The organism is Micromonospora sp. NPDC126480, from assembly GCF_040302465.1.
Lineage (GTDB): Bacteria > Actinomycetota > Actinomycetes > Mycobacteriales > Micromonosporaceae > Micromonospora.
In genome coordinates, this window is record NZ_JBEORU010000027.1 from 74170 (window position 1) to 100360 (window position 26191).

General features: G+C 71.2%; 23 protein-coding genes and 1 pseudogene. 8 read left to right on the forward strand and 16 right to left on the reverse strand.

Annotated elements, in window-relative coordinates; all coding sequences use genetic code 11:
- Positions 1-16: 16 nt before the first annotated feature.
- From ABTW87_RS22895 to ABTW87_RS22925, 7 genes are read right to left on the reverse strand one after another with little or no spacing between them, the layout of a single operon-like run.
- The gene (locus tag ABTW87_RS22895; protein WP_350652992.1) at positions 17-634 is read right to left on the reverse strand and encodes a nucleotidyltransferase family protein; all 618 of its coding nucleotides are present in this window, start codon (positions 632-634) and stop codon (positions 17-19) included.
- Positions 631-1902, reverse strand: a complete 1272-nt coding sequence (locus ABTW87_RS22900; RefSeq protein WP_350652993.1) for a vWA domain-containing protein — start codon at positions 1900-1902, stop codon at positions 631-633. The genes ABTW87_RS22895 and ABTW87_RS22900 overlap by 4 nt, the downstream gene beginning before the upstream one ends.
- Positions 1895-2773 (reverse strand): AAA family ATPase, encoded by an 879-nt coding sequence (locus ABTW87_RS22905; protein ID WP_350652994.1) that lies wholly within the window; start codon positions 2771-2773, stop codon positions 1895-1897. Before ABTW87_RS22905 ends, ABTW87_RS22900 begins: the two co-directional genes overlap by 8 nt.
- Positions 2770-3729: an XdhC family protein gene (locus tag ABTW87_RS22910; protein ID WP_350652995.1), complete on the reverse strand. Its 960-nt coding sequence runs from the start codon at positions 3727-3729 to the stop codon at positions 2770-2772. The genes ABTW87_RS22905 and ABTW87_RS22910 overlap by 4 nt, the downstream gene beginning before the upstream one ends.
- Positions 3726-6119 (reverse strand): aerobic carbon-monoxide dehydrogenase large subunit, encoded by a 2394-nt coding sequence (locus ABTW87_RS22915; protein WP_350652996.1) that lies wholly within the window; start codon positions 6117-6119, stop codon positions 3726-3728. The genes ABTW87_RS22910 and ABTW87_RS22915 overlap by 4 nt, the downstream gene beginning before the upstream one ends.
- On the reverse strand, positions 6116-6670 hold the full coding sequence (locus ABTW87_RS22920; protein WP_350652997.1) for a (2Fe-2S)-binding protein: 555 nt from the start codon (positions 6668-6670) through the stop codon (positions 6116-6118). Before ABTW87_RS22920 ends, ABTW87_RS22915 begins: the two co-directional genes overlap by 4 nt.
- Position 6671: 1 nt before the next feature.
- Positions 6672-7547 carry an FAD binding domain-containing protein gene (locus ABTW87_RS22925; protein ID WP_350652998.1) on the reverse strand — a complete coding sequence of 292 codons (876 nt, stop codon included), beginning with the start codon at positions 7545-7547 and terminating at the stop codon, positions 6672-6674.
- A gap of 153 nt (positions 7548-7700) precedes the next feature.
- Between ABTW87_RS22925 and ABTW87_RS22930 the strand changes: the two genes are divergently transcribed.
- The gene (locus ABTW87_RS22930) at positions 7701-8774 is read left to right on the forward strand and encodes an NYN domain-containing protein (RefSeq protein ID WP_350652999.1); all 1074 of its coding nucleotides are present in this window, start codon (positions 7701-7703) and stop codon (positions 8772-8774) included.
- A 71-nt stretch (positions 8775-8845) separates the two neighbouring features.
- Here ABTW87_RS22930 and ABTW87_RS22935 read toward each other — a convergent pair whose 3' ends face one another.
- The 4 genes and pseudogenes from ABTW87_RS22935 to ABTW87_RS22950 all read right to left on the reverse strand — a co-directional run bounded on the left by ABTW87_RS22935 (position 8846) and on the right by ABTW87_RS22950 (position 12369).
- A complete protein-coding gene (locus tag ABTW87_RS22935) occupies positions 8846-9490 on the reverse strand; it encodes a hypothetical protein (RefSeq protein WP_350653000.1) in 645 nt (214 codons plus the stop codon).
- 248 nt (positions 9491-9738) lie between these two features.
- A pseudogene (locus ABTW87_RS22940) lies at positions 9739-10167 on the reverse strand (DUF6114 domain-containing protein); the annotation flags it as partial.
- Between the two features lie 77 nt (positions 10168-10244).
- Positions 10245-10856: a DUF6230 family protein gene (locus ABTW87_RS22945; protein ID WP_350653001.1), complete on the reverse strand. Its 612-nt coding sequence runs from the start codon at positions 10854-10856 to the stop codon at positions 10245-10247.
- 250 nt (positions 10857-11106) lie between these two features.
- Positions 11107-12369 carry an NAD(P)/FAD-dependent oxidoreductase gene (locus tag ABTW87_RS22950; protein ID WP_350653002.1) on the reverse strand — a complete coding sequence of 421 codons (1263 nt, stop codon included), beginning with the start codon at positions 12367-12369 and terminating at the stop codon, positions 11107-11109.
- Between the two features lie 134 nt (positions 12370-12503).
- Here ABTW87_RS22950 and ABTW87_RS22955 point away from each other — a divergent pair, with 134 nt between their 5' ends.
- Complete coding sequence (locus ABTW87_RS22955; protein ID WP_350653003.1) at positions 12504-14060, forward strand: PucR family transcriptional regulator; 1557 nt, start codon at positions 12504-12506, stop codon at positions 14058-14060.
- Between the two features lie 92 nt (positions 14061-14152).
- On the forward strand, positions 14153-14599 hold the full coding sequence (locus tag ABTW87_RS22960; RefSeq protein ID WP_350653004.1) for a DUF305 domain-containing protein: 447 nt from the start codon (positions 14153-14155) through the stop codon (positions 14597-14599).
- 43 nt (positions 14600-14642) lie between these two features.
- Here ABTW87_RS22960 and ABTW87_RS22965 read toward each other — a convergent pair whose 3' ends face one another.
- The 5 genes from ABTW87_RS22965 to ABTW87_RS22985 all read right to left on the reverse strand — a co-directional run bounded on the left by ABTW87_RS22965 (position 14643) and on the right by ABTW87_RS22985 (position 18068).
- Entirely contained in the window at positions 14643-15428 is a 786-nt protein-coding gene (locus ABTW87_RS22965; protein WP_350653005.1) for a CBS domain-containing protein, read from the reverse strand.
- Positions 15429-15516: 88 nt separating this feature from the next.
- Positions 15517-15783: a hypothetical protein gene (locus ABTW87_RS22970; RefSeq protein WP_350653006.1), complete on the reverse strand. Its 267-nt coding sequence runs from the start codon at positions 15781-15783 to the stop codon at positions 15517-15519.
- Positions 15784-15975: 192 nt separating this feature from the next.
- Positions 15976-16872: a hypothetical protein gene (locus tag ABTW87_RS22975; RefSeq protein WP_350653007.1), complete on the reverse strand. Its 897-nt coding sequence runs from the start codon at positions 16870-16872 to the stop codon at positions 15976-15978.
- A gap of 60 nt (positions 16873-16932) precedes the next feature.
- Positions 16933-17457 carry a hypothetical protein gene (locus ABTW87_RS22980; protein ID WP_350653008.1) on the reverse strand — a complete coding sequence of 175 codons (525 nt, stop codon included), beginning with the start codon at positions 17455-17457 and terminating at the stop codon, positions 16933-16935.
- Positions 17458-17537: 80 nt separating this feature from the next.
- Positions 17538-18068 (reverse strand): DUF4352 domain-containing protein, encoded by a 531-nt coding sequence (locus ABTW87_RS22985; protein WP_350653009.1) that lies wholly within the window; start codon positions 18066-18068, stop codon positions 17538-17540.
- Between the two features lie 105 nt (positions 18069-18173).
- On the opposite strand from ABTW87_RS22985, the gene ABTW87_RS22990 reads away from it, so the two are divergent.
- The 5 genes from ABTW87_RS22990 (at position 18174) to ABTW87_RS23010 (ending at position 25692) form a co-directional block, all read left to right on the forward strand.
- The gene (locus ABTW87_RS22990) at positions 18174-20078 is read left to right on the forward strand and encodes an N-6 DNA methylase (protein ID WP_350653010.1); all 1905 of its coding nucleotides are present in this window, start codon (positions 18174-18176) and stop codon (positions 20076-20078) included.
- A gap of 225 nt (positions 20079-20303) precedes the next feature.
- Complete coding sequence (locus ABTW87_RS22995) at positions 20304-21482, forward strand: type I restriction-modification system subunit M (RefSeq protein WP_350653011.1); 1179 nt, start codon at positions 20304-20306, stop codon at positions 21480-21482.
- Positions 21483-21512: 30 nt separating this feature from the next.
- Entirely contained in the window at positions 21513-21968 is a 456-nt protein-coding gene (locus ABTW87_RS23000; RefSeq protein ID WP_350653012.1) for a hypothetical protein, read from the forward strand.
- Positions 21968-22600: a restriction endonuclease subunit S gene (locus tag ABTW87_RS23005; protein ID WP_350653017.1), complete on the forward strand. Its 633-nt coding sequence runs from the start codon at positions 21968-21970 to the stop codon at positions 22598-22600. Before ABTW87_RS23000 ends, ABTW87_RS23005 begins: the two co-directional genes overlap by 1 nt.
- 32 nt (positions 22601-22632) lie before the next feature.
- Positions 22633-25692, forward strand: a complete 3060-nt coding sequence (locus ABTW87_RS23010; RefSeq protein WP_350653013.1) for a type I restriction endonuclease subunit R — start codon at positions 22633-22635, stop codon at positions 25690-25692.
- The last annotated feature ends 499 nt before the right edge of the window (positions 25693-26191 follow it).

Sequence of the window (26191 nt, forward strand, 5' to 3'; positions counted from 1 at the left end):
GACGGCACAACCATCACTATGGCCCCCACGGCACGGCGTCGCCAGGGTCGATCCCGTGCCGGCGGGCGTCCTCGGCGGTGTCCACGTCGGCCGGGGCGGCGATGCCGTCGCAGGGCACCTCCACCACCGCCGGGCCGGCGGCGCGCAGGTACCGGCGGGCCCCCGCGTCACCGTCGGCCCGGGCGGCGATCGCGGCCCAGTGCGCCCGGCCGAGCAGCACCGGGTGGCCCGGCCGGCCGCCGTAGGTCGCGCAGGCGAGGACGTGCTCGTCGTCGCCGTGCGCCGCGACCCGGCGTACCGCCTCCGCGCCGACGCCGGGCGTGTCGACGAGCAGGACCAGCGCCGCCGTGGCGTCGGTCCCGCCGAGCGCGGCGAGCCCCGCCCGCAGCGAGGAGCCGAGCCCGGTCGCCCACCGCGGGTTGACGACGACCGTGGCGGCGGTCAGGTCGGCGACGGCGCGTACCCGGTCGGCCGCCGCGCCGAGGACGACCACCACCGGCGCGCAGCCGCCGTCGCGCGCGCCGCGCACCGCCCGCTCGGCAAGCGGTACGCCGTCCAGCCGCAGCAGGGCCTTCGGCCCGCCGAGCCGGCGCCCGGCGCCGGCGGCCAGCACCAACCCCGCGACGCCGGTCACCGCGGCCGCCGGGATGTCCGCGGCGCGGCGCGGGACGGTGCGCCCAGCGCCGCGAGCAGGTCGTCCAGGGCCGCGAGGTCGTGGGCGCTGACCACCGCGTCGCAGTACGGCCAGGCCGCCGCCATCCCGCCCACGAGCGGCCGGTACCGGGCGCTCTTCGTGCGCGGGTTCGCCCAGACGATCCGGTACGCCAGCCGCGACAGCCGGGCCATCTCCCGCCCCAGCCGCGTGGGGTCACCGGTGTCCCACCCGTCGGAGACCACCAGCACGACGGCGCCGCGCGCCAGCCCGCGGGCCCCGTACCGGTCGTTGAACTCCTTCAGCGTCACGCCGATGCGGGTGCCGCCGGACCAGTCGGGGGCGGTCCGCCCGGCCCGGTTCAGGGCCGACGCCGCTCCGGTGCGGCCCAGCGACCGGGTCAGCCGGGTCAACCGGGTGGCGAACGTGAACACCTCGGCGTCGGCGCCCCCGGCCGCGCACCAGAGCAGTTGGAGCATCGCCCGCGCGTACGGCGCCATCGAGCCGGAGATGTCGCAGAGCACGACGAGGCGGCGGGGACGGTGGCGGGGCCGCCGCCGGTGCAGCCGTACCGGCTGGCCGGCGGTGCGCCGGGCCTGCCGCAGCGTGGCCCGCAGGTCCACGGTGGAGCCCCGGGCGGCCGGCCGGTTTCGCCGGGTGCGCCGCAGCGGGGTGGCCAGCCGCAGCCGGCGCATCAGCTCGACCAGCCGGGCCAGCTCGTCGGGGGAGAGGTCGGCGAAGTCCCGTTCGGCGAGCCGCTCGGTGGCGGCGGCCAGCGCGCGGTGCGGCGTCGCGGTGGCCGCGCGGGCGTCGCGGTGACCGCGGTCGGCGAACCACGGCTGGCCGCCGGCCGGGTGGAGCCGGTGGGCCGGTGCCGGCGGGGCGGGTGGCGCGCCGCCCGCCGCCGGGTCCGTGTCGCCGGCGTCGCCGCGCTGCTCGCCGGGGTCGGCGAGGCCGCCGAAGACGAGGTGGAAGACGCGGTCGAAGACCGGCCGGTCGCCCGGGTCGGCCAGCAGGGTGGCCGTGGCGCAGAAGTAGAGGACGCGGGTCGTCGCGGGTCGCACCAGCAGGACGGCGCGGGCGAACCGTTCGCCGCGGTCCGGCCCGACGGGCAGCCCGGCGGCGTGCAGCGCCGCGCCGAACCGGGCGACCAGCAGCGCCAGGTCGGGCGGTTCGCGGCGAACTGACGCCGGGTCCGTCGAACGGCCCAGGGCCGGCGTCGCCGGCTCGCGGCCGGCCGGCTCACGCATCGCCGACCAGCCCGGACAGGCCCGCCTGGCGTACGGCCGTCAGGTCCTCGTCGTACTTGACGACGGCGGACAGGGTGCGCGCGGCGGCCGCCTCGTCCAGGACGGCGACGCCGAGCACCTGGAGTGCGGCGGCCCAGCTGATCGCCTCCGCGACGCCCGGCGGCTTGTACAGGTCGAGCGCGCGCAGCCGCTGCACCGCGGCGGTCACCTGGTCGGCGAGCGGGTCGCCGACGCCGGGCACCCGGCGGCGGACGATCCGCGCGACCCGGCCGGCGTCCGGGTAGCCGATCCAGTGGTACAGGCAGCGGCGTTTGAGCGCGTCGTGCAGGTCGCGGGTGCGGTTGGAGGTGAGTACCGCGATCGGGGGCAGCGCGGCGCGGCGGGTGCCCAGCTCCGGGATCGTCACGCTCGCCTCGGCGAGCAGTTCGAGCAGGAACGCCTCGAACTCGTCGTCGGCCCGGTCCACCTCGTCGATCAGCAGGACCGCCGGGCGCGGCCCGGGATGCTCGACGGCGGCCAGCAACGGCCGGGCCAGCAGGTAGTCGGGGTGGAACAGGTCCGCCTCGCGCCGCGCCGCCCCGCCGGCCTCGGCCAGCCGGATGGCGAGCAGCTGACGCGGGTAGTTCCACTCGTACAGCGCCTCGGCGACGGTGAGCCCCTCGTGGCACTGCAACCGGATCAGCCGGGTGTCGAGCGTGGCCGCGAGGGCCTTGGCCGCCTCCGTCTTGCCGACGCCGGGCTCGCCCTCCAGCAGGATGGGCTGGCCCATCCGCACGGCGAGGAACAGGGCCGTGGCGAGCGACTCGTCGGCGAGGTAGCCGGCGGTGTCCAGGCCGGAGCGCAGCGCCTCGATGTCGGCGGGAGGCGTCATCCGCCGTACCGGGCGGGGTCGCCGGCGAACGCGGTGCGGCACCCGGTGGCGCAGAAGTACCAGGTCCGACCGGCGTGCTCGAGCTGCAGGCCGGTCGGGGTGACGGCGACGCTCATGCCGCAGACCGGGTCCACGGCGGTGGCGGGGTCCACCACCGGGAGCTGCCTGCGCGGCCCCGGGGCGACGGCCTCGCCGGCCGCGTCGCCGTCGCGCCGCGTCGGGACGGGCGTCTCCCGGGCCGCCGCCGCCCGCACCTGCACCAGTTCGGCCAGCACCGACAGCGCCACGTCGCCGGGGGTGCGGGCGCCGAGGTCCAGCCCGGCCGGGCTGCGTACCCGGGCGGCGAGATCGGCCGGCAGCTCGGCCTCGGCAAGCGCCGCGGGGGCGCGCGTGCGGCTGGCCACGAGCGCGACATAAGGCACCTCGGCGTGCACCGCGGCGCGGACCACCGGCGCCTCGTCGTGGCCGTGGGAGGCGACCACGACGGCGGTCGCGTCCGGCGGGATCGGCGCGGCCGGATCGGTGCTCAGCGTGACGGCGTACCCGGCGGCCGACCCGACGTCGACAAGCGCCCGGGCGATGGGGGTGTCGCCGAAGACGTGCACCAGCGGTGTGGGCACGACCGCCTCCAGGAAGATGTCCAGGGTGCCGCCGGACAGGCACGGGTTGTCCACGACGACCATCCCCTCGGCGGCCGGCTGCCCGTCGGCCGCCGGGGTGACGCGCAGCAGCGTCGACCGGCCGGTCCGCAGCACCGCGAGGCTCTGCAGCCGTACGGTCGACTCGGCGCACGCGCCGCCGACGAAGCCCTCGATCGTCCCGTCCGGCAGGACGATCGCCCGGTAGCCCGGCTTGGCGCTGGTCGGCCGCTCGGCGCGGACGACGGTCGCGAGGACGAACGGGGTGCGCCCGGCGCGCAGCCCGTCCGCCCTCGCGAACAGGTCGACCGGTGTCATGTGAGCGCCAGGTCGGTGCGCAGCGGCCGGCCCTGGATCGCCGACCACACGTTGGCCGGGGTGAGCGGCATGTCGGCGTGCCGGACCCGGTACGACTTGAGCGCGTCCAGGACCGCGTTCACCACCGCGCAGGGTGAGCCGACGGTGGCGGACTCGCCCACGCCCTTGGCCCCGATCGGGTGGTGCGGCGACGGCGTTACCGTCTCGCCGAGTTCCCAGGACGGGCACTCCATCGCGGTGGGCAGCAGGTAGTCCATGAAGGACGCGCCGAGATGGTTGCCGTCCGGGTCGAACGCCATCACCTGCATCAGCGCCATGCCCACGCCGTCGGCGAGGCCGCCGTGCACCTGACCCTCGACGATCATCGGGTTGATCCGTACGCCGCAGTCGTCGACCGCGACGAACCGGCGCACCTTCACCTGGCCGGTGTCCGGGTCGACGTCGACCACGCAGATGTACGCCCCGAACGGGTAGGTCAGGTTGGGCGGGTTGTAGACCGTCGTCGCGTCGAGGTGACCCTCGACGCCGTCGGGCAGCTCCAGGCTGGAGTGCGCGGCCATCGCGATCTCCTGGATGCTCCTGCCCTGCTCGGGGTCGCCGCGCACCTGCCAGCGCCCGGACTCCCACTCCAGGTCGTCGGGGGAGACCTCCAGCATCGCCGACGCGACGATCTTCGCCCGTTCGCGGACCTTGCGGGCCACGATCGCGGTGGCGGCCCCGGACACCGGCGTCGACCGCGAGCCGTACGTGCCCAGGCCGAACGGGGTCTGGTCGGTGTCGCCGTGCACCACCTCGATGTCCTCGGTGGGCAGGCCCAGCTCGTGCCCGACGATCTGGGCGAAGGTCGTCTCGTGCCCCTGGCCCTGTGACTGTACGGAGATCCGCAGCACCGCCTTGCCGGTCGGGTGCACCCGCAGTTCGGCGCCGTCGGCCATGCCCAGCCCGAGGATGTCCATGTGCTTGCGCGGCCCCGCGCCGACCGCCTCGGTGAAGAAGGCGACGCCGATGCCCATCAGGCTGCCGCGCCCGTGCGCCTGCCGGTGAGCCAGCTTCTGCGCCTGCTCGCGGCGCAGCTCGTCGTACCCGGCCATGTCCATGGCCAGCCGCAGCGCCCGCGGGTAGTCGCCGGAGTCGTACTCCCAGCCGGTCGCGCAGGTGTACGGGAACTGCTCGGGCCGGATCAGGTTCTTCATGCGCAGCTCGGCCGGGTCCATCCCCAGCTCGTACGCCAGCACGTCGACCATCCGCTCGACCAGGTACACGGCCTCGGTGATGCGGAACGAGCAGGCGTACGCCACGCCGCCGGGCGCCTTGTTGGTGTAGACGCCGGTGACCGTGCAGTGCGCCGCCTCCAGGTCGTACGAGCCGGTGAAGACGTGGAAGAACCCGGCGGGGAACTTGGTGGGCTGCGCGGTGGCGTTGAACGCGCCGTGGTCGGCAAGCACGTTCACCCGTACGCCGAGGATCTTCCCGTCCCGGGTGGCCGCGACCTCGCCGCGCATGTGGTAGTCGCGGGCGAAGGCCGTGCTCATCAGGTGCTCGGCGCGGTCCTCCACCCACTTCACCGGCTTGCCGCTGACGATCGAGCCGACGACGGCCAGCACGTAGCCGGGGTAGATGCCGACCTTGCCGCCGAAGCCGCCGCCGATGTCCGGCGAGATGATCCGGATCTTGTGTTCGGGCAGGCCGGCGACGAGCGCGTACACGGTGCGGTGCGCGTGCGGGGCCTGCGTGGTGGTCCACATCGTCAACTTCCCGGTGACCCGGTCGAAGTCGGCCACCGCGCCGCACGTCTCCAGCGGCGCCGGGTGCACCCGCGGGTAGAGCATGTCCTGCGCGACCACCACGTCGGCGCGGGCGAACACCTCGTCGGTCCGCGCCCGGTCGCCGGCCTCCCAGTCGAAGATGTGGTTTGACGCCTTGTTCTCCAGGTCGTCGCGGATCACCGGCGCGTCCGGGTCCAGCGCCCGCTTCGCGTCCACGACCGGGGCCAGTGGCTCGTACTCCACCTCGATCAACTCGACCGCGTCCCGGGCGGAGTAGTGGTCCTCCGCGACGACGAACGCGACCTCCTGCCCCTGGTAGCGCACCTTGTCCGTGGCGAGCACGGCCTGCACGTCGTACGACAGGGTGGGCATCCAGGCCAGGTTGAGCCCCTTGAGGGTCTCGCCGGTGACGACCGCCTTCACCTTCGGGTGTGCCTCGGCGGCCGAGGTGTCGATCGAGACGATGCGGGCGTGCGCGAACGGGCTGCGCAGCATCGCGCCGTGCAGCATGCCGGGCAGCTTCACGTCGTCGACGTACGTGCCCCGGCCGCGCAGGAACCGGGCGTCCTCCTTGCGCAGCGTCCGGCCGAAGCCGACCGTGGCGCGCTCCTGTGTGTCCGTCATGCCGGCACCTCCTGGGCGCTCTCGTCGGCGGCGTCGCGCGGCGTGGGCACCGGGCCGGGTGCGTCGGCCGTACCCGTGCCCTCCCCGGCCGTGGCGCCGTGCGTGGCGGCCCAGCGGACCGAGCGGACGATGTTCTCGTACCCGGTGCACCGGCACAGCTGCCCGGAGATGGCCTCCCGGATCCGCTGCTCCGGCGGGTCCGGGTCACGGTCGAGCAGGGCCCGGGCGGTCATCAGCATGCCCGGCGTGCAGAAGCCGCACTGCAGCCCGTGGCACTCCATGAAGCCCTGCTGCACCGGGTCGAGCGTCCCGTCGACCTCGAGGCTCTCGACCGTGCGCACCTCGTGCCCGGCGGCCATCACGGCCAGGATCGTGCAGGCCTTGACCGGCCGGCCGTCCAGCAGCACCACACAGGTGCCGCAGTTGGACGTGTCGCAGCCCCAGTGGGTGCCGGTCAGCCCGAGCGACTCGCGCAGGAAGTGCACGAGCAGCAGCCGCGGCTCCACCTCGCGGGTCTCGTCGACCCCGTTGACGTTGACGGTGATCTGCACGTCAGGCCTCCTCGCCCCGGGCGCGGGCGGCGGCCCGGCGCAGCGCACGGGTGGTCAGTTCCGCCGCCAGGTGCCGCTTGTAGTCCTCCGGGCCGCGCTGGTCGGCGACCGGGCTGCACTCGGTGGCGGCGGCCAGGCCGGCGGCCACGAAGGTGTCCTCGGTGGCCGGTGCGCCGCGCAGCACCGCCTCCGCCCGCGGCGACACGAAGTGCGGCGCGCCGACGGCGGTCAGCCCGACGCCCGCGTCCGCGATGGTGCCGTCGGCGAGCCAGAGCACCGCGCCGGCCGCGGCGACCGGGTAGTCGCCGACCCGGCGCTCGACCTTCTCGTACGCGCTGCCGCCGCCGCCCCGGATCGGCACCCGCAGCTCGACAAGCAGTTCCTGCGGGGCGAGCACCGTCTCGTACGGTCCACGGTGGAGTTCGCGGACCGGAACCGTGCGGGTGCCGTCCGGGCCGCGCAGCACGGCGGTGGCGTGCACCGCGGCGAACACGGCGGACAGGTCCTCGGACGGGTCGGCCTGGCACAGCGAGCCGCCGACGGTGCCGAAGTTGCGCACCACCGGGTCGGCGATCACCCGTTCGGCGTCGTGGAAGATGGGGAAGTGCTCGCCGGCGACGGCGGAGTCGAGCAGTTCGGCGTGGCGGGTCAGCGCCCCGACGCGCAGCTCGGCGCCCTCGACGCGGACGTAGGACAGGTTGCGCAGGTCGTTGATGTCGATGAGCGCGTCCGGCCGGGCCAGCCGCAGCTTCATCATCGGGATCAGGCTGTGCCCGCCGGCGACGACGCGCGCCTCGGGGCCGTGTCTGGTCAGGAGTTCGATCGCGTCTTCGACGCTCGTGGCTCTCTCGTAGGCGAATGGTGCCGGAACCTGCATCCGCACCTCCGTGGGGCGTGAACCGCCGCACACGGCGGTCATCGAGGATGCTCGCACGAACGGTGTTGATTCTTGTCCCGTCAACCACCTGCGGGCAATCCCCGATGACGCCAATCCCGTCCCCCGGTTCGGAGCGGGCGTAGGCTGGCGGCCGTGGATCAAGAGGACCGTATCGCCCTGTTCCTCGACTACGAGAACCTCGCCCTCGGCGTACGCGACCACGGCGGCGGCCCGCCGTTCGACTTCCGGCCCATCGCCGACGCCCTCGCCGAGCGCGGTCGGGTCGTGGTGCGCCGCGCGTACGCCGACTGGTCGTTCTTCGACGAGGACCGCCGCATGCTCACCCGCTCGCACGTCGAGCTGATCGAGATACCGCAGCGGATGGGGGCGTCCCGCAAGAACGCCGCCGACATCAAGATGGCCGTGGACGCCATCGAGCTGGCCTTCGAGCGCGACTACATCTCGACGTTCGTGATCTGCACCGGCGACAGCGACTTCACGCCGCTGGTGCACAAGCTGCGGGAGCTGAACAAGCGGGTGATCGGCGTGGGGGTGGAGAAGTCCACGTCGGCCCTGCTGCCGCCGGCCTGCGACGAGTTCCTCTACTACGACCGGCTGGAGGGCGTCGAGATCCCGGCGCCCCGGACGCGCCGGGGACGGCCCGCGCGGGCGCCGGAGCCGCAGCGGGTCGAGCAGGAGCCCGAGCCGCAGCCGGAGATCGAGGAGCCGGCCCGCGACGTCGACACGCTCGCCGCGCTCGTCGCGCAGACCGTCGCCGGCCTGCAGGGCAGCTCCGGCGGGGAGGTGACGGCCTCGCGGTTGAAGCGCACGCTGCTGCGCAAGGACCCGACGTTCAGCGAGTCCGACTACGGGTTCCGCACGTTCGGCGAGCTGCTGCGGCACCTGGCCGACCGGAACGTGGTGGAGCTGGCCGAGGGGCCGGCCAAGGGCGACCCGGAGGTGTCCCTGCCCGAGCAGGGCGACCGGGAAACCGCGTTCGGGCTGCTCCGCTCGGTCGTCGCGGAGCTGGCCGGCGCGGGCGGCAGTGTCCCGCTGTCCGGCCTGAAGACCCAGCTGTTGCGGGCCCGACCGGACTTCAGCGAGAAGAAGCTCGGCTACCGCAGCTTCCTGCAGTACTGCCGGGCCGCGGCCACCGCCGGGGCGGTCGACCTGCGGTGGAGCCCCGAGGTCGACGACTACCTGCTGACGGCCGCCCGTCCCGAGTAGGCCGCGGGGGCGGCGCACCTGCCCGCTGGACGCGGGCGGCCGGCGAGAGCGGCGAGGCCTGCCCTTCGACCTCACGGCCCGCCGGGGGTGAGCTGCAACCTAGGCCCGGCAGCCAGCACGTCGGCGGTGACGAAGGCCAGGTCGATGGCCGGGTGGGTGACGGTGACCGGGCTTGTCGACGCGACCGGGATGGCGTACGCCAGGTCCGGCGTCAGCGTGAACTCGACACCGTGCAGCCGGCCGGTGAAGCGGGTGACGTAGAACACCACCTTCCCCTGCACGGTCAGTCGCCGCGTGGCCAGGCGGGTGCCGCGGCCTGCCCGTCCCGGCGACCGGAGCAGGGCGTCGTCGATGACGGCCTGCTCCATCGTGAACTTGAGCGTTCGCAACGTGCCGTCGGCGATGGGCAGGTCGACGATCCCTTCGAGACGCAGCCCGGTCATGGTCACGGCGGAGCCGGTGAGAGTCGCCGGGCTGTCCGCCACCACCGGCTGCCCCGGCTCGGCGACCAGCCACGGCAGCGGAAGCCGGCCGTCGACGCCACCGCGCGGACTCCGGGGCGAATCCGGCGTGACACAGCCGGCGGCGGGAGCCGTCGGCCGAGGGTCACCCGCGCCGGCCGACACCGGCCCGGGCGGGGCCGGGGCGCAGGCCCGGGCCGGGTCCGGCGTGGTCAGCGCCGCGGCGGCAGACAGGCCGAGCAGCCCGAGCAGCACCGCGGCGAGCCGCTGGTCGCGTTGCCCGGACCCCGGCGGCGACTCCGCCGGCCTCCCGGTTCGCCGGTCGGGCGCACTGTGCGATTCGTACGCGAGGGGCGTTGGCCGGGCGGCACGCGGCCACCTGCCGTCCCCGCCGGGCATCAGCGTTCGTACCGGGGCCGGCGGCTCGCGGTCGGGGTCTCGTCGGCGCCGGTGTCGTCCTCCGCCGTCCGACCGTCGCCGGCGGACTCGTCCGTCGCCGTACCGCCGTCGGCGGAGCCGCTACCGGAACGGGCGTCCGGTCGGGCACCGGGCACCCAGGCGAACGACAGGGCGCTGCCGACGGCGCCGAGCAGGAAGCCGACGAAGAAGCCACCCAGGTTCACCGCGATCAGGGAGAAGAGCGCGGTGACGGCGGCGATCACGGCGTAGAGGATCCGGTGCTGCGGGCTGAACCACATCAGCAGCCCGCAGGTCACCAGGATCGCGGGGATCAGCCAGGAGAGGAAGCCCACCGGTCCCAACTGAAAGGTGAGCGCCCCGAACGAGACCTTCGTGGTGCCGAGGATCGCCAGGCCGGCCAGCGCGGTGAGCAGGCCGCCCCAGAACGGCCGGGTTCGCCGCCAGCGGTGGAAGCCGCGCCACGCGCCGTGGAATCGGTACGGCAGGGGGGCTCGTCGTTCGGCAGTTGCCACTACGCCTCCCGCCGGGTACGGAGTTGGGGCAGGTACGGGCGCCCGGCCTGCACCGTCGCGGGCACCCTGTGGTCAGCTCAGAAGCATTCCCGGGCGGCCGCGCCGACGTTGACCTTCAACTTCAGCCCGGTCAGGTTGAACGTCCCCGCCTGGGCGGAACGGGCCACCTGGCGGAGGTTCGTGATGGTCACCGCGTCGGCCTGCTGGCCGAAGGACCCCGGCTCGCCGCGGGCGCCGGCGGGACCGCCCTCAAGGGTCGACGCGTCCTGTCCGATGTTGATGTCCTGGAACACCACGTCGCCCTCGAGCGACACCACGTCCAGCACCAGATCCTTCGCGGTGGCGGGCCGGCCACCGCCGCCGGCGGTGATGGTGAGTACGACCGGAGCTCCCGGCACCTTTACCGACTGGCAGAGGTCGAAGATCTCCGCGTCGCGGATACCGGTGACGGCGACGGGATTCCGCGTGCCGTCGACTTCCCGGGCGACCCCGCCGTACTGGACGAAACCCTCACCCTGCAACTTCGACGCGGAGATCTTGAACGTCTGGCCGGAGACGAGGAACGAGGCCGCGAGCGCGCCGTCGGCCACGGCGAACACGATCACGGCGGCCACGGCCGCGACCGACGCCATCATGACGGCGAACCGCGACCAGCGGGTATGACCCGGGTTGTCGAGCCGATCCTGCACGATTCCTCCTCAGGGCGGATGTCGCGCGGAGTGGCCGGACGGACCTGACGGCCGCCACCGGACTCCACCTGTCACCAGCGGGGAACGAACGTGCGATGGTGTTGCACCAGTTGAGCGCAGGTCATGTGCTGCCCTGCCAAGCCGAAGCTAACACGGGTCGTGACGCTGCGTGGTCGGCAGTTGACAGGAGGCCGAAGTTGCGCCGACCACACCACCACCCGACGGCGCAAACCACCCAGAACGCCGGCCGTCAGCGCTGCGGGTCGAACGGCGCGAGTTCCGCGGGCCGCCGGCCGGTGGTGATCTGCTCGGCGAGCAGCTGACCGGTGAGCGGGCCCAGGGTGATGCCCCACATGCCGTGCCCGCCGGCGGCGAAGACCCGCGGCGAGCGGGTACCACCGATAAGCGGCAGCCCGTCCGGCGTGCAGGGCCGGGAACCGACCCACTCGTCGACGCGGGCGTCGAGATCCGCGCCGCGCAGCAGCGGGCGGGCCGCCGCGGCGATGGCCCGTACGCGGCGCTGGTCCAGCGGAGCCTCGGCCTTGCGGAACTCCATCATCCCGGCCACCCGCAGGCGGTCGCCCAGCGGCGTGCACGCGACCCGCTGCGCCGGGAAGTACACCGGCCCGGACGGGACGTGCTCGATGCGGACGCTGAAGCTGTAGCCGCGGCCGGCCTGCACGACGGTGCGGACGCCGAACCGCCGGGCCAGGTCGCCGAGCCAGGTGCCGGTCGCCAGCACCACCGCGTCGTACCGCTGGTCCGCGCCGTCGGCGGTGAGCACCCGCACGGCCGGGCCCTCGTCGCGGACGTCCACCACGTCCGCCCCGGTCACCAGTGACGCCCCGCGGGCGCGCACCGCGTCGGCGAGCGCGTGCACGTACTCCCCGGGGTTGATGAACCGCTGGCCGTGCAGCCGGATCGCGGCGCCGACCGCGTCCGACAGCGACGGCTCCACCTCCCGCGCCTCGGCGCCGGTGAGCACGTCGAACTCGATCTCCTGGCCGGCGGAGCGGATGTGCGCCAGCTCGTCCAGCAGCACCTTCCGCTCGGTCTCGGTCCGGTACGCGGCGAGGAACGACTTGGCCTCCTGGGTGCTCGCACCGACCCCGCCGTCGGTGAGCGCGTCGAACGCGTCGAACGCGCGACCGTTCATCGGGATGTAGGCGCGCATCGCGGTGCGCCACTTCGCGGCGGTGCTGTGCCGGGTGAAGCCGGCCATGAACCGCAGCAGCCGGGCGTCGGCGCGCGGCGGCACGTACACCGGCGACGACGGGCTCAGCACGGCCCGCAGCCCGTACTTCAGGACCGCCGGCTCGGGCAGGGGGGTGGTGATGCCCGGGGTGAGCCAGCCGGCGTTGCCCCACGACGCGCCCGCCGCGACGCCGGTGCGGTCGAGCACGGTGACCCGCACCCCGCGCTGCTGGAGGAACCAGGCGGTGGCCAGGCCCACCATGCCGGCGCCGATGACGGCGACGTGCTGGGGGGCGGGCGGGGGCGTTGTGGCGGACATAGCGTCTCTCTCCTCCGGAGCACCTGGTGTCGCGCCCATCGTGTCCCGGCCCGCGGGATTCGTCATTGTCCGCGCCGGCCAATGATGCGGCCGTTCATTGGCCGGCACGGACAACGCCGTGGCATGATCCGGTCATGATCACGGTGGCCGGGGTGGTCGACGCCGTCGGCGCGGCGCTGCTCAAGATCGTCGTGCCGGCGGCCGGGCTGGAGGTCCGCGACGTCACCCTCGCCGAGCTCGACGACGCGCCCATCGGCGAGGCCGGCGACCTGGTCCTCGGCGCCGGCATCACCACGCCCGAGGGGGCGCTCGCCGCCGTCGGGCGTAGCGCCGAGGTCGCCGCGGCCGGGCTCGTCCTCAAGCCGCCGCTGGCCACCCACCCGGACGTGACGGCCGCCGCCACCGCCCGCGCGCTGACCCTTGTCGAGCTGCAACGGCACGGCTCGTGGACCCAGCTCGTCTGGCTGCTGCGCGGCGTGATCGACCGGGCCACCGCGCCCGGCCCGCCGGAGACCGGCGAGGCCGGCGTGTACGACGAGCTGTTCGCCCTCGCCGACGCGACCGCCGCCCTCGTCGACGCGCCCGTCACCATCGAGGACGCCCAGTCCCGGGTCCTCGCGTACTCGTCCCGGCAGGACCGCACCGACCCGGCGCGCGTCTCCACAATCGTCGGTCGCCGGGTCCCCGGCGACGTCGTGGCGCACTTCCGTTCCCGCGGCGTGTTCCGGAAGCTCGCCACCGGCAGTCAGCCGGTCTACGTGCCGAAGGGCCCGGACGGCACCCTGCCCCGGCTGGTCATCCCGATCCGCGCCGGCGGCGAGCTGCTCGGCTCGATCTGGGCCGTCGTCGAGGGTCCGGTGCCGCAGGAGCGCCTGCGCGACCTGCAGGGCGCCGCGTCCGGGCTGGCCCTGCACCTGCTCCGCCTGCGGGTGCAGGCCGACGTGACCCGCCGGGTGACGGCCGAGCGGCTGCGCGCCGCCCTGCGGTCGCCCGTCGCGACGACCCGCCGGGACCTCGGCCTGCCCGACGGCCCCTGGCGGGTGGTGGCGCTCGGCGCGCACGGCGGCGCCGGCGGGACGGTGGACAACCTGGCCCTGTGGGAGTCGATCGCCCGCCGGCACGGCTGGCGGCAGCCGCTGATCACCGACGTCGACGACGTGCTGTTCGCGGTCGTCGCCGACGGGGGTGCCGCGCCCGGCACCCGGCGGTGGCTGGAACGGCTGGTCCACGACGTCGCCGTGCAGGACCCGGGCCTGTGTGCCGCCTCCGGCAGCGTCGCCGGGGACGTGGCCGACCTGCCCCGCTCCCGCGCCGAGGCGGCCGAGTTGCTCGCCCTGCACGGGCCGGCCCGGCAACGGCCCGCGGTCCTGCGGTTCGAGGACGCCTGGGCCGACGTCGTGGTGCACCGCGTGGTCACCGCGGTGCCGCAGCCCGACCTGCTCGTCGGCGGCCCGCTGCCCGCCCTGGTCGCGCACGACCGCCGGCACGGCACCGACTACGTCGCCACCGTCGCCGCCTGGCTGGAACAGCAGGGCGACCCGTCGAAGGCCGCCCGGCAACTGCACGTGCACCCCAACACGCTGCGACACCGGCTGCGCCGCCTCGGCGAGGTCGTCGACATCGATCTGGAGTCACCGCGCGACCGGCTGGCGCTGCAGATCCAGCTCGCCGCCCTGCGGCAGCGGCCCTGACCTGGCCGGGCGGGGCGGCGAAGCGCGCTGTTCACGCCGCCGACGGCCGGGCGCGTCGATAGCGTGGCAACGACGCGAACGACGGGAGTGAGATGAAGCAGAACTATTTGCGGTTCGGGGCCGTGCTGCTGATCAGCCTGGTGCTGATGTTCCTGCTGACCATGTCCCAGGTCCGCCGGCCGTCCGACTTCTTCCTGAACCTGAGCAACTTCTACATGTCGATCCTGATGGTGTCCGTGATGGGCGTCGTCATGCTCGGCGTCATGCACCAGATGTTCAACGACAAGCGACTCACCATCGTGTCGTACGCCGTGCTGATCGCCGTCTTCGTCGGCGGGTTCGCGGCGGTCCGCACCGAGCCGTTCGTCGGCAACGAGGCGTTCCTGCACTCGATGATCCCGCACCACTCCCGGGCGGTCCTCGTCTGCCAGGAGTCGAACATCACCGACCCGGAGATCGTCGAGCTGTGCGACCAGATCGTCCGCTCGCAGGAGGAGGAGATCACCCAGATGAAGCGGATCCTGCGGGACCGCTACTGAGCGCACCGTTCGCGGCCCACCACCGGCGCGTCGCGGGGCAGGACTACGTCGAGAGCAGCTCGCGGAGACGCGTGTCGAGGCTGATGAGCCGCTGCAGAGAGGACGGGGCGTCCGTCGCCAGGGTCCGCACGGAGTGCATGACGGTGTTGCGGAGATCGATGAGGGGCGCCGACACGTCCCTGTCCCACTTGGTGGCGCTGTAGGTGCCGAAGGCGCCGCGGATCTCGTCGGCCCGCTTGGCCAGTTTCATCAGGTCGGTGAACTCCATGGCCGCGACGACGTCGGCCGCGACGTCGTCGCGTGTCTCGGTGGCCAGCCGCTCCCGGATCCTGTCCTGCCGTGCCTCGGGCAGCAGCCTCAGCGCCTTCTCCTGGTCGACGAAGACCTCTCGGGCCCGCTCGGCGAGCGCCAGTTCCAGTGCGCAGACCAGCAGGTAGAAGTACGTCCGCCCCGGCTGCTTGTTCAGGTCCGCCGGGCTGACGATCCCGACGATGTCGTGCCCGTCGACGACGAACAGGAACTCGGCGCGACGCAGCGCCGGCAGGAGCGTCGCCAACGGCGTGTCACCCGCGATCACCCGGGAGGCGGTGAGCGGACGTACGTGGCTGGCCAGGACACCGTTTCCGCCGGTCAGGTCGATGTGGCGCACGTAGCCGAAGATCTCGCCGTCCCGGGTGACCGGGGCGTGGTCGAAGCCACCGTCCGCCAGAGCGGCGGCCACATCCGCCGTGGGTGTGTCGACACCGTAGGTGAGCACCCGACTGATGGGCGTCTGCAGGTGCCGGGTGCGGATCGCACTCGCGATGTCGTCGGAGTGTGTGAGGTGCATGCCCGACAGTGTGGGGTACTACCTGCTGGTCGTGGCCGTCGCCCCGGCATCGAAGAGCGCACGGACCGTCGCCCGCACCTCGTCGGGGTCACCGGTTCTCACCCCAGGGACGGCTGGCGGCCCGCAGGTGCGACACGAGCGTGTCGACGGGGATGCCCAGGACGCCGGCCAGCAACGCCAGAGGTTCGGGATGACCCTTGGCGGTGATGTCGTCGAAGATGGCCAGCAGGCCACGCAGCCGGGCGTCGGTCGCTTCGGGGCCGGTCGGCAGCGCGGCGAGCCGCCGCTGCACGTACCGGTGGGTGACGATGTGGTGTGCGACGCCCGGGTCCGTCTCGTGCTCGTTGGTGTTCATCGTGTGTGTCTCCCCTCGGTAAGTGGTCGGTGGCGTGCCAGTCGCGCAGTGACGCGTCGACCAGGGCGTGGGCCGCAGACGGCGACCGCGCCGGTCGTCCGGGCCCGGCCGGCACGAGCGCTGGCAGTCCGCGCAGCGGGTCGGCGGAGAAGTACTTGGCTGTGGCGCTTTGAAGCTGATGTCGCAGACGGATCAGGCCGGCGTGATGGTCCAGTTGCCGTCGGCGGTGATCTGGACGAGGGCGGGGGCCTCCAGCGGGCGGACACCGGAGTAGCCACCGATCTCGTTGACCAGCAGGCCGCCCTCACCGGTCTCCAGCGAGTAGGCGTAGACGACGAAGTTCGAATCGCCGCGGGAGTGGGTGATCTTGGCGGCGGTAGCGTCGCCGCCCAGCACAATCACGTCGTCGCCCTTGCCGGCGGCCTTCCCGGTGAGAGCCTTGGTGGCCATCTGGTCCACCGTGCCGATCGTCAGGGTCCAGGAACCGGATGCCTCGATCTCGAACTGGGTGGTCAGCGAGCCGTCCTCGAGATTGATCCACCGCTTGCCCGTGTACGAGCCGATCTCGTTGACGAGCAGGCCGTCACCATCGCTGCGCAGCACCGTGTTGCTGGAGCACTTGCAGGCGAACTTGATGACCGCCAGGTCGGTGAGGTCGGGGATACGAACCACGTCGTCGCCGCGTCCCTTGAGCACCTTCGGCTTCGGAGCCGGCGGCGGTGTCGGTTCCGGGGCGGTCGTCGTGGGAGCGGCCGTGGTGGGGGCAGCGGACGTCGGCGCCGCCGTGGTGGGGGCGCTGCTGGTCGGAGTCGCCGACTGCGAACTGCTGGCGCCGGTGGTCTCCTCGGGGTTGCCGGCACTGATCGCACCGATGACGGCGCCACCGCAGCAGAGGGCGACGACGAGGGCGAGGCCCCCGACCAGCCAGGCGCGCGCGTTGGAGCCCTTGCCCGGCAGGTCAGCTCCCGGAAGGGTGGCGCCGGGCGGAACGGGCGGTACGGCGGGGTTGCCCGGGGGATGGGGCAGCTGCGGCGCGGGGACGGTCGGTTCGGCGGGGTGCTCAGGCCCGAACTCGTGCTGATCGCTCACGGCGAATCTCCTGTCTGGAATGTCGAGGAACGGCGAAGTGGATCGGGCGAGCCCGCGTGATCAGTCGTCGATGGTGAGGACCATCTGGAGCCCGTGGTCCGGGTGGTAGCTCCAGGAAGCGCGCATCTTGTCCCACTCGCCGGTCTGGCGACCGTCGAGCGCGCGGGTGGCACCGATCTCCGAGACGATCGCGTCCGGGACATCGAGCGCTCGCCAGTAGCACAGGAGAACGCTGTAGGAGAGGCCGGCGTCTTCCTCGCCGGCACCGTGGAGGGTCAACGTCCTACCCTCGTCGCCCAGCTCCGCGTAGCGGGTGTCGCCTGGACTGCACTCCTCCCGGGCGGCGGCGAGTTCGGACTGCTTCGCTACCGCTTTGCCGTCGGCCTCGGAGTCGCCGCTCAGCAGAGCGGCAGCGCCGCCGACGCCGATGAACAGCAAGGCGGTTGCCGCCACAGCCAGCAGGACGTTTCCGTTGCGCTTCCCACTCGTCGGCGCGAGGGCTAAGGTCGCCGCCTCGTCCGGATCGACCGAGGTCGGCGGGGTTGCGGGCTGGTCGGGCGGTACGGGCGCGGTCGGGTCGGTCATTGCGCACTCCTGACGTGTGAACGGCGAGCTGTGAACAGTCGGGGCGGGCGGGGACGGGCCCGCCCCGACGCGGGGGAAAGTCAGCTGAGCGCGACCTCGACGCCGCCGGAGAACGGCGAGTCGTGCAGCTCGAGCTTGGTGAGCTTGACGTTCTTCGGGATGTCGAAGACGAGGACGCCGGTCACCTGGTTGCCGGGGTTGATCTCGGCGAACAGGGTCTGCTGGTCCTTGTTGGCGTAGATCGCGGCCTCCGAGTCGGTGGAGTACTCGGTGCCGTCGGCGGCGTACGCCTTCTGGCTGCTGTCGATCAGCGTCTGCGGCTCCTTGCCGATGTTCTTGACGTTGACCGTGACCAGGCAGAACTGGCCCTGGGCCTTGTCGCCGAGCAGGTCGGAGCCGACCTTGGCGACGCCGCACTTGTTCGACTTCACCGTGAACTCGAACTTCCCGTCCCGGACGGCCTGGCCGATCTTCGCGGTCTTGGGCTTGTCCTCGCCCTTGGCAGCGGTGTCGCCGCCGCCGGCACTGCCGGCCTCGTCGGTGGCGCCGGCACCGCAGCCAAGCGCGATAAGGGCGGTGGCGAACAGAGCGAACGTGGTCGTCTTGCGCATCATTGTCCTCCTGGTGTGAGCGTTGCGGCGTCAATGAGAGCATGAGCTGTGAACGCTGTCAACAAGCATGATGCTTGACACGTATGACACACTACGGAGGTGCAGGTGAACCCGACCATCACGGCAGCGGAGATCGCCCGGCTCGCCGGGGTCGGCCGCGCCGCCGTCAGCAACTGGCGCAAACGCCACCCCGACTTCCCGACCCCCGTCAGCGGCACGGCCGCCAGCCCGGAATTCGACCTCGGCGAGATCGAGACCTGGCTACGCGAGCAGGGCAAGCTCCCCGAGCTGTCCCGCGCCGAGCGACTCTGGCGGCACCTCGCCGCCGCCACCGAGAGCCCAGCGGCCGCACTCGCCGGCGTCGGCGCTCAGCTCCTCAGCCGACAGCGCGGCGGAAAACGTGTGGCGGCCGACCCGGCGGTCAAGCCGCTGCTGCCAGACATCGACGCCCTCGCCGACGAACTGACACCATCGGCCGCCTTCGACGAGCTGTGGCAACGCTTCTCCGCGCCCGCCCCCGGCCGCCCCTGGGCCACCCCGGACGAACTGGCCGATCTCATGGTCCGGCTCGCCGCCGCCGACGGCGGCACCATCCTCGACCCGGCCGCCGGCTCCGGCGCCACCCTGCGGGCCGCGGTGCGCGCCGGCTGCACCGAGGCGTACGGGCAGGAGCTCGACCAGGACCTCGCCACCCTCGCCACGCTCTGGCTCGCGTTGCGCGGGGTACCCGGCGAGGTTGAACCAGGCGACTCGTTACGCGCCGACGCCTTCCCCCGCCGCACCTTCGACGCAGCCGTATGCCACCCGCCGTTCGGCGTCACCACCTGGGGCCACGAGGAGCTCAGCTACGACCCGCGCTGGCAGTACGGCGGGGTGCCACCGCGCACCGAACCGGAGCTGGCCTGGGCGCAGCACTGTCTGGCACACCTGAACGTCGGCGGGCACGCCGTACTCCTCATGCCGCCCACCGCGGCCGGGCGCCGCACCGGCCGGCGAATCCGCGCCGAGCTGCTGCGCCGCGGCGCGCTCCGGGCCGTCATCGCGCTGCCCAGCGGGGTGGCCGCGCCGCACGGCGTACCCCTGCATCTGTGGGTGCTGCGGCGCCCCGCCCCGGACGCGCCGCCACCGGCGCGGACCCTGCTGGTCGACGCCGCCGACGGCGACCTGGCCGAGCTGGCCCCACGGATCCTCGCCACCTGGCGGGCCTTCACCGCCGCCCCCGACGCGGACGTCGAGGACGTCGGCTTCGCCCGCGCGGTCCCGGTCATCGAGCTGCTCGACGAGGAGGTCGACCTCACGCCCGCGCGGCGCCAACCCGCCGGCGGGGGCGAGCGGACGGGGAAGCAGATGGTACGCACGAGAGAGCGGCTCGCCGCCGTCGTGCGGGACCTGCCGGCGCTGATCCCGCAGGTCACACCCACGCCCGACGGGGCGACGTCACCGGCCGTGCCGGTCGCCGAGCTGGCGCGAACGGGGGCGTTGCAGTTGCTTGGGCCGGTACGGGCTGCGCGTGACACCGATGCGCAGTCGGCGCTTCCGGTGCTGCACGCGCGGGATGTCATCGAGGGGACCGGGCCGTCGTCGCGCGGCGACCAGCCGGCGGGGGAGCCGATCCAGCTCGCGCCGGGGGACGTCGTGGTGCCGGTGGTCGCCCGGCGCATCACCGCGCGGGTCATCACCGACGAGAAGGCGGTGCTCGGGGCGAACATGTACCTGCTGCGGCCCAACCCGGCGGCGCTGGACTCGTGGTTCCTAGCCGGGCAGCTGCGCAACACGGCGAACGAGAAGCAGGCGTCGAGCCTGTCCGGGACGCTGCGGTTCGACATCCGACGGGCGTTGGTACGGCGGCTGCCGCTGGAGGAGCAGCGGGCGCACGGAGAGGCGTTTCGGCGGCTGGACGCCTTCGAGTCGGCGATGCGGCAGGCGGCGACGCTGGGGGCGGAGCTCCTGCAGCTCACCGCCGACGGGCTCGCCCAGGGCAACCTCCGCCCGCAGGAAGGCGACCGGTAGGCCGCGTGCGTCGGATATCCGACGCTGGCGGAGCACTTTGACGACAGGCGCTGGAAGGGTGGCGCTTCGCAGGCAGGTCAAGGGCTGCGCCTGTACCGGCGACACCGTGTGAACGAGCGAAAGCAGTCCGCTGACACTCGGCTGATCCTCCAGGCCGAGTGGGGGACTACAACGATGCAGGCCAACGGGCATACTGCATGGCTTAAGGAAAACGAAAGGAACCTGGTGAGTACCAAGCACCACGAACTCGCGAACTTCATCTGGTCGGTTGCTGATCTGCTTCGCGGCGATTACAAGCAGTCCGAGTACGGTCGGGTGATCCTCCCGTTGACCGTGCTGCGCCGCCTGGACTGCGTGCTCGAGCCGACGAAGGACGCGGTGCTCGCCAAACATGCCCAGCTCAAGCAGCTCGGGGTGCAGAACATGGACCCGGTGCTTCGCAAGACGTCTGGGCTGCCCTTCTACAACACCAGCCAGCTGTCCTTCAAGAGGTCTTTCGGCGATCAGGACCATGTGGCGCTGAACCTGCGCGCCTACATCGGCGGCTTCTCGCCGGGCGCGGTCGACGTGCTCGACAAGTACGGCTTCGACACCCAGATCAGTCGGCTCGCCGACGCCGGCCTGCTCTACCAGGTGGTCGCCAAGTTCGCCGATATCGACCTGCACCCGGACGTGGTCTCCAACCACCAGATGGGCTACGTCTTCGAGGAGCTGATCCGCCGCTTCTCCGAAATCAGCAACGAGACCGCTGGTGAGCACTTCACCCCACGCGAGGTCATCAAGCTGATGGTCAACCTGCTCCTCGCCCCCGACGAGGACGACCTGGTGACCCCGGGCATCGTCCGCAAGGTGTACGACCCAGCGTGCGGCACCGGAGGCATGCTCACCGAGGCCCAGGAGCACATCCAGGCGCACAACCCGCACGCCACCGTCGAGGTGTACGGGCAGGAGCTCAACGGCGAGACGTACGCCATCTGCCGGTCGGACATGATGCTCAAGGGTGGCGACCCGACGAAGATTGCCTACGGCAACTCGTTCAGCCAGGACGGGCACGAGGGCGAGCGCTTCGACTACATGCTCGCCAATCCACCGTTCGGGGTGGAGTGGAAGAAGGTCGAAGCCTTCATCAAGGCCGAGCACGGCCGCGGCCACGCCGGCCGGTTCGGCGCCGGCCTACCCCGGATCAACGACGGCTCGTTGCTCTTCCTCCAGCACATGATCTCGAAGATGAAGCGGCCGGAGGACGGCGGCAGCCGCCTGGCTATCGTCTTCAACGGCTCGCCGCTCTTCACCGGCGCCGCCGGGTCGGGTGAGTCGGAGATCCGACGCTGGATCCTGGAGAACGACCTGTTAGAGGGCATCGTTGCGCTGCCCGATCAGCTCTTCTACAACACCGGCATCTAGACGGTCGGCCTGCTCGCCGAGGCGAAGGCGGTGGTCAAGTACGCGGAGCGCGAGTCGCTGCTGGCGGCGGCGAAGTCGTTGATCGGTACGCGGTCTTCGACGCGGGCTGACTTTGCGATGAAGCTCAACGGGCTCGGGAAGTTGCCGGCTGCGGTGGAGAAGGCGGTGTGGGAGGCGTTCTCGGTCAGCGATCCCGACGGGGAGGTACAGACTGACCGGAAAGGTAGGCCGCTGCCGGACGCCGACCTGCGCGACAACGAGAACGTCCCTCTGGACGAGGACATTCGCGAGTATTTCAAGCGCGAGGTCTTCCCGGATGTTCCTCACGCGTGGATCGACGAGGGCAAAACGAGGATTGGGTACGAAATACCCTTCACTCGCCACTTCCATGTATACGGGCGCGTGCGTCCAATTCACGAGATTGACGACGAGATCAAGCGATTGAGCATCGCTATTAGTGCAATCCTTTCCGAGGTGGTTGCGTGATGGACCTCTTTGACCAGATCCCGGCCCATTGGCGGCTCTCTCGCGTAGACCGAGTTGCCACTGTTCAGGCGCGAATTGGCTGGAAAGCGCTCACTGCGGCGGAGTATCAGCCTGACGGCTATCCGCTGCTCGCTACACCTAACATCAAGGGGCGGGAGATTGACTTCGAAAATGTCAATTACATCTCCGAGTACCGATACGGGGAGTCCCCGGAGCTGAAGCTGCGCCTGGGTGACGTCCTTCTGGCAAAAGACGGAAATACCCTGGGAATCACAAACGTTGTCACCGTCTTACCTCGACCGTCTACTGTCAACGGCTCAATTGCGGTCCTTCGTCCCTTTAATGTTCACCCGGCTTTTCTTCGGTATGTACTGGCGAGCAAGGTTACTCAGGATAAGATTAATGCACTGAAGGATGGTATGGGTGTCCCCCACCTCTTTCAACGAGACATCAGAAAACTCGCAGTTCCTCTTCCGCCGCCCAATGAACAGGTCCGCATTGCTGAGTTTTTGGACCAGGAGAGCGCCAAGCTTGATCGCGTTACCGAGATGGTGCGACGGCAAGCAATTTTGATTGCTGAACGGAAAGAGACGCTTATTGCCTCGACGGTTACAGGCTCTATTGCGCCATAGTTGTCCTGTTGTCTCGAGCGGGCGGGTGGAGAATGGCAAACGCTAGCAACGAAAAGGCTTTCGAGTCGGCGATGGAGGCGGTGCTGCTCGGCTCCGGTTGGCTACCTGCGGTGGCGGGCAACTACGACAGGGGGCTTGGGCTCGACACGGCTGAGCTCTATGCCTTCATTGGGGCGACTCAGCCCGACCAGTGGGGGAAGCTGCTTGCGTATCACGGCAACAACCCGGACGAGGTGCAGCGCCAGTTCGCCCAGCACCTCGCCAAGCAGATCGACGAGCGTGGCCCTCTCGACGTCCTCCGTCGCGGCGTCAAGGACAAGGGCGTCCCGATCCGTCTCGCCTACTTCAAGCCCGCCCACGCCATTACCGACGACGCGCTAAAGCTCTACCGCGCCAACCGCCTCACTGTCACCCGCCAGCTCGCCTACTCGACCAGCAACAACAACACCCTCGACCTAGTCCTCTTCGTCAACGGCATCCCCCTCGCCACCGCCGAGCTGAAGAACCCGCTCACCGGCCAGACCGTCGAGGATGCCAAGAGGCAGTACCGCGAGACCCGCGACCCGAAGGAACTGCTCTTCGCGAGGCGTACCCTCGTGCACTTCGCCGTCGACCCCGACCTGGTCTTTGTCACGACGAAGCTGGCACGCGACAAGACCCGGTTCCTGCCCTTCAACACCGGCTCCGACGGGCCGGGCGTCTCCGGCGGCGCCGGCAACCCGCCGGCGGGCGCCTCCGGTTACCGCAGCTCCTACCTATGGGAGCAGATCTGGCACCCGGACACCTGGATGGACCTGGTCCGGCGGTTCCTACACAGCGACAAAGAGTCCCGAAGCCTGATTTTCCCGCGCTACCATCAATGGCACGCGGTCACCCAGCTCACCGACCATGCCGCCCGCAACGGCGCCGGCCACAACTACCTCGTCATGCACTCGGCCGGGTCGGGCAAGTCGAACACCATCGCCTGGCTGGCGCACCGGCTCTCCAGCCTGCACACCGCACCCATGCTCGGCCACTACGCCCTCACCAGAGGGCTGCGCCTCAACGAGCCGGTCTTCGACAAGGTCATCATCATCACCGACCGAGTGGTGTTGGACCGGCAGTTGCAGGACACGGTCTTCCAGTTCGAGCACGTGCCCGGCGTGGTGCAGCGAATCGACAAGGACTCGGCTCAACTCGCCGCCGCCCTTCAGGGCGAGACCGCAAAGATCATCATTACCACGATGCAGAAGTTCCCCTTCATCCTCGACAAGGTGCAGCGTCTGAAGGGCAAACGGTTCGCGGTCATCGTCGACGAGGCGCACTCGTCGCAGTCCGGTGACTCGGCCGCCGCGCTGAAGAAGGTGCTGCTCAAGCTCGGCAGCGACGACGTGGACGAGTCGGGCGACCTGCTCACCGCGTCGGCGCTGGCCCGCGGCCGGCACGAGACGCTGTCCTACTTCGCATTCACCGCCACGCCGAAGCCGAAGACCCTGGAACTGTTCGGCACACCGCATCCGGTGACGGGCAACCCGCAGCCGTTCCACACGTACTCGATGCGCCAGGCCATCGAGGAGGGCTTCATCCTCGACGTGCTGCGGAACTACCTGACCTACAAGGCGTACTGGAAGCTGGCCAACGCCAACCCCGACGACCCGGAGGTCGACCCGAAGAAGGCCGGCTCGCAGCTCGCCCGCTTTGCCCGCCTGCACCCCACGATGCAAGCCCAGAAGGCAGAGATCATCGTTGAGCACTTCCGCACGCACACCGCGCCGCGCCTCGGTGGTCGCGCCAAAGCCATGGTGGTCACCGACTCCCGCGAAGCCGCCCTCCGCCTGCACGCCGCCATCCGCAAGTACGTCGAGACGCAGGGCTACGTCGGCTGCGACTCCCTGGTGGCGATCTCCGGCGACCTGGAGATCGACGGTGTGCAGTGGAGCGAGGCGCGGGTCAACGGGTTCAGCGAGGGTGAGCTTCCCGGGCGGTTCGCCTACACGGCTGCCGATGACAAGTACGCCGGGACGCCGAAGGCCAAGCAGGACACCGAGTACAAGCTTCTTGTCGTGGCCGAGAAGTACCAAACCGGCTTCGACCAGCCACTGCTCACCACCATGTACGTCGACAAGGTGCTTATGGGCGTCGCCGCCGTGCAGACCCTGTCGCGGCTCAACCGTACCCACCCGCTGAAGGTCCAGGGCGACGTCTTCGTCCTCGACTTCGTGAACGAGGCCGGTGACATCGCCGAGCAGTTCAAGCCTTACTTCGAGACGGCGGCGACGACGCCAACCGACCCCAACCTGCTCTACACCGCCCAGAACGCGGTGACCGGCTACCCGATCCTGGTCGAATCGGAGATGCAGGCGTACGCCGAGGCGCTGCTCGCCGCGGAGCAGAAGGCGACCAGTGACACCGCGCTGCAGCGGGCGCACGGGTCGCTCTACCGCTTCACCGAACCGGCGGTTCAGCGCTTCAAGGCTATGGCCGACGAGGACCCGGAGGCCGCGGACGGCTTCCGGGCCGCGCTGCGCGACTACACCCGCATGTACGCCTTCCTCAGCCAGATCGTGCCCTACCAGGACCCGGACCTGGAGCGGCTCTACCTGTACGGGCGAGCGTTGCTCAACCGGCTGCCACGTCGGCAGGACCCGAGCGTCGACATCGGCGAGGTTCAGCTGACGCACCTGCGGGTCAGCAAGACCGGCGAGCACGACGCGTCGCTGACGCCGGAAGGCGAGCAGATGCTGCCCGGGTTCGTTGGTGGTGGCGCCGGCCCGCAGCACGACCCCGACAAGGTTCCGCTGTCGGAGCTGATCGACGCGTTCAACGACCGGTTCGGCATCGGTCTGGGGGAAGGCGACAAGGTCTGGCTGGAGCAGCAGATCGTCGCCGCGTCAGAAGACGAGGTGATCCAGCAAGCGGCCCTCGTCAACGACGAAGACAACTTCGGCGTCGTCCTCGAACGGCGGATGGAGGACGTCATCCTGTCCCGGCACGACGACAACGGCAGGCTGATGCAGCGCTATCTGGACGACGAGGGTCTGCGGTCGCGAATGCACCAGTTCGCGCGCCGTCAGGCGTACCAGATGATCCGCCGCCGCAAAGGCATCGCTTAACGAAACCAGTCGAGTCAACAAACGAAGTGCTGGCAGTCAAGGTCTCGCTGAGGGGGATAAGACTTGAATGCTATGGGGAGCGAGACAGAAGTCTGGGTAGCCAGGGATCCTGATACAACGGCTGTCGCACTCTGTCCGGTCTCAATCTCTAGTAGACCTGACCGTCGTAAGTGGGGAAAGATACACGAAATTACCCCTGGGTCACCGTTGACCGCGAAGGCCGCTGATCGCCGGGCCAAGTTTCAGCTGATTCTCGTCGTGGTGGTCTCCTCCTACTTGTGCAGCCTTGGATCGGGTGCCTACTGGTGGTTGATCATCTTGCTTGCCATCGCGTGGCTGGTAGCGATGTACTCGGCGAACTCGAAGGCCCAGCAACCGGGCCGCGTGATCACTCCAGAACGCGGGGTTGCGTCCACGGAAGTGGTGTACGACTTGCCCGTGATGGGCGTGTTGCGTAGATAAGAGACGGCCATCGCGTCGATCCTTCAAGACGACCAAG

Coding starts and splice junctions, on each gene's coding strand:
- ABTW87_RS22900 (WP_350652993.1), bottom strand. CDS start 1,902: ATGCGTGAGCCGGCCGGCCGCGAGCCGGCGACGCCGGCCCTGGGCCGT.
- ABTW87_RS22905 (WP_350652994.1), bottom strand. CDS start 2,773: ATGACGCCTCCCGCCGACATCGAGGCGCTGCGCTCCGGCCTGGACACC.
- ABTW87_RS22910 (WP_350652995.1), bottom strand. CDS start 3,729: ATGACACCGGTCGACCTGTTCGCGAGGGCGGACGGGCTGCGCGCCGGG.
- ABTW87_RS22915 (WP_350652996.1), bottom strand. CDS start 6,119: ATGACGGACACACAGGAGCGCGCCACGGTCGGCTTCGGCCGGACGCTG.
- ABTW87_RS22925 (WP_350652998.1), bottom strand. CDS start 7,547: ATGCAGGTTCCGGCACCATTCGCCTACGAGAGAGCCACGAGCGTCGAA.
- ABTW87_RS22950 (WP_350653002.1), bottom strand. CDS start 12,369: ATGTCCGCCACAACGCCCCCGCCCGCCCCCCAGCACGTCGCCGTCATC.
- ABTW87_RS22955 (WP_350653003.1), top strand. CDS start 12,504: ATGATCACGGTGGCCGGGGTGGTCGACGCCGTCGGCGCGGCGCTGCTC.
- ABTW87_RS22960 (WP_350653004.1), top strand. CDS start 14,153: ATGAAGCAGAACTATTTGCGGTTCGGGGCCGTGCTGCTGATCAGCCTG.
- ABTW87_RS22965 (WP_350653005.1), bottom strand. CDS start 15,428: ATGCACCTCACACACTCCGACGACATCGCGAGTGCGATCCGCACCCGG.
- ABTW87_RS22970 (WP_350653006.1), bottom strand. CDS start 15,783: ATGAACACCAACGAGCACGAGACGGACCCGGGCGTCGCACACCACATC.
- ABTW87_RS22980 (WP_350653008.1), bottom strand. CDS start 17,457: ATGACCGACCCGACCGCGCCCGTACCGCCCGACCAGCCCGCAACCCCG.
- ABTW87_RS22985 (WP_350653009.1), bottom strand. CDS start 18,068: ATGCGCAAGACGACCACGTTCGCTCTGTTCGCCACCGCCCTTATCGCG.
- ABTW87_RS23005 (WP_350653017.1), top strand. CDS start 21,968: ATGGACCTCTTTGACCAGATCCCGGCCCATTGGCGGCTCTCTCGCGTA.
- ABTW87_RS23010 (WP_350653013.1), top strand. CDS start 22,633: ATGGCAAACGCTAGCAACGAAAAGGCTTTCGAGTCGGCGATGGAGGCG.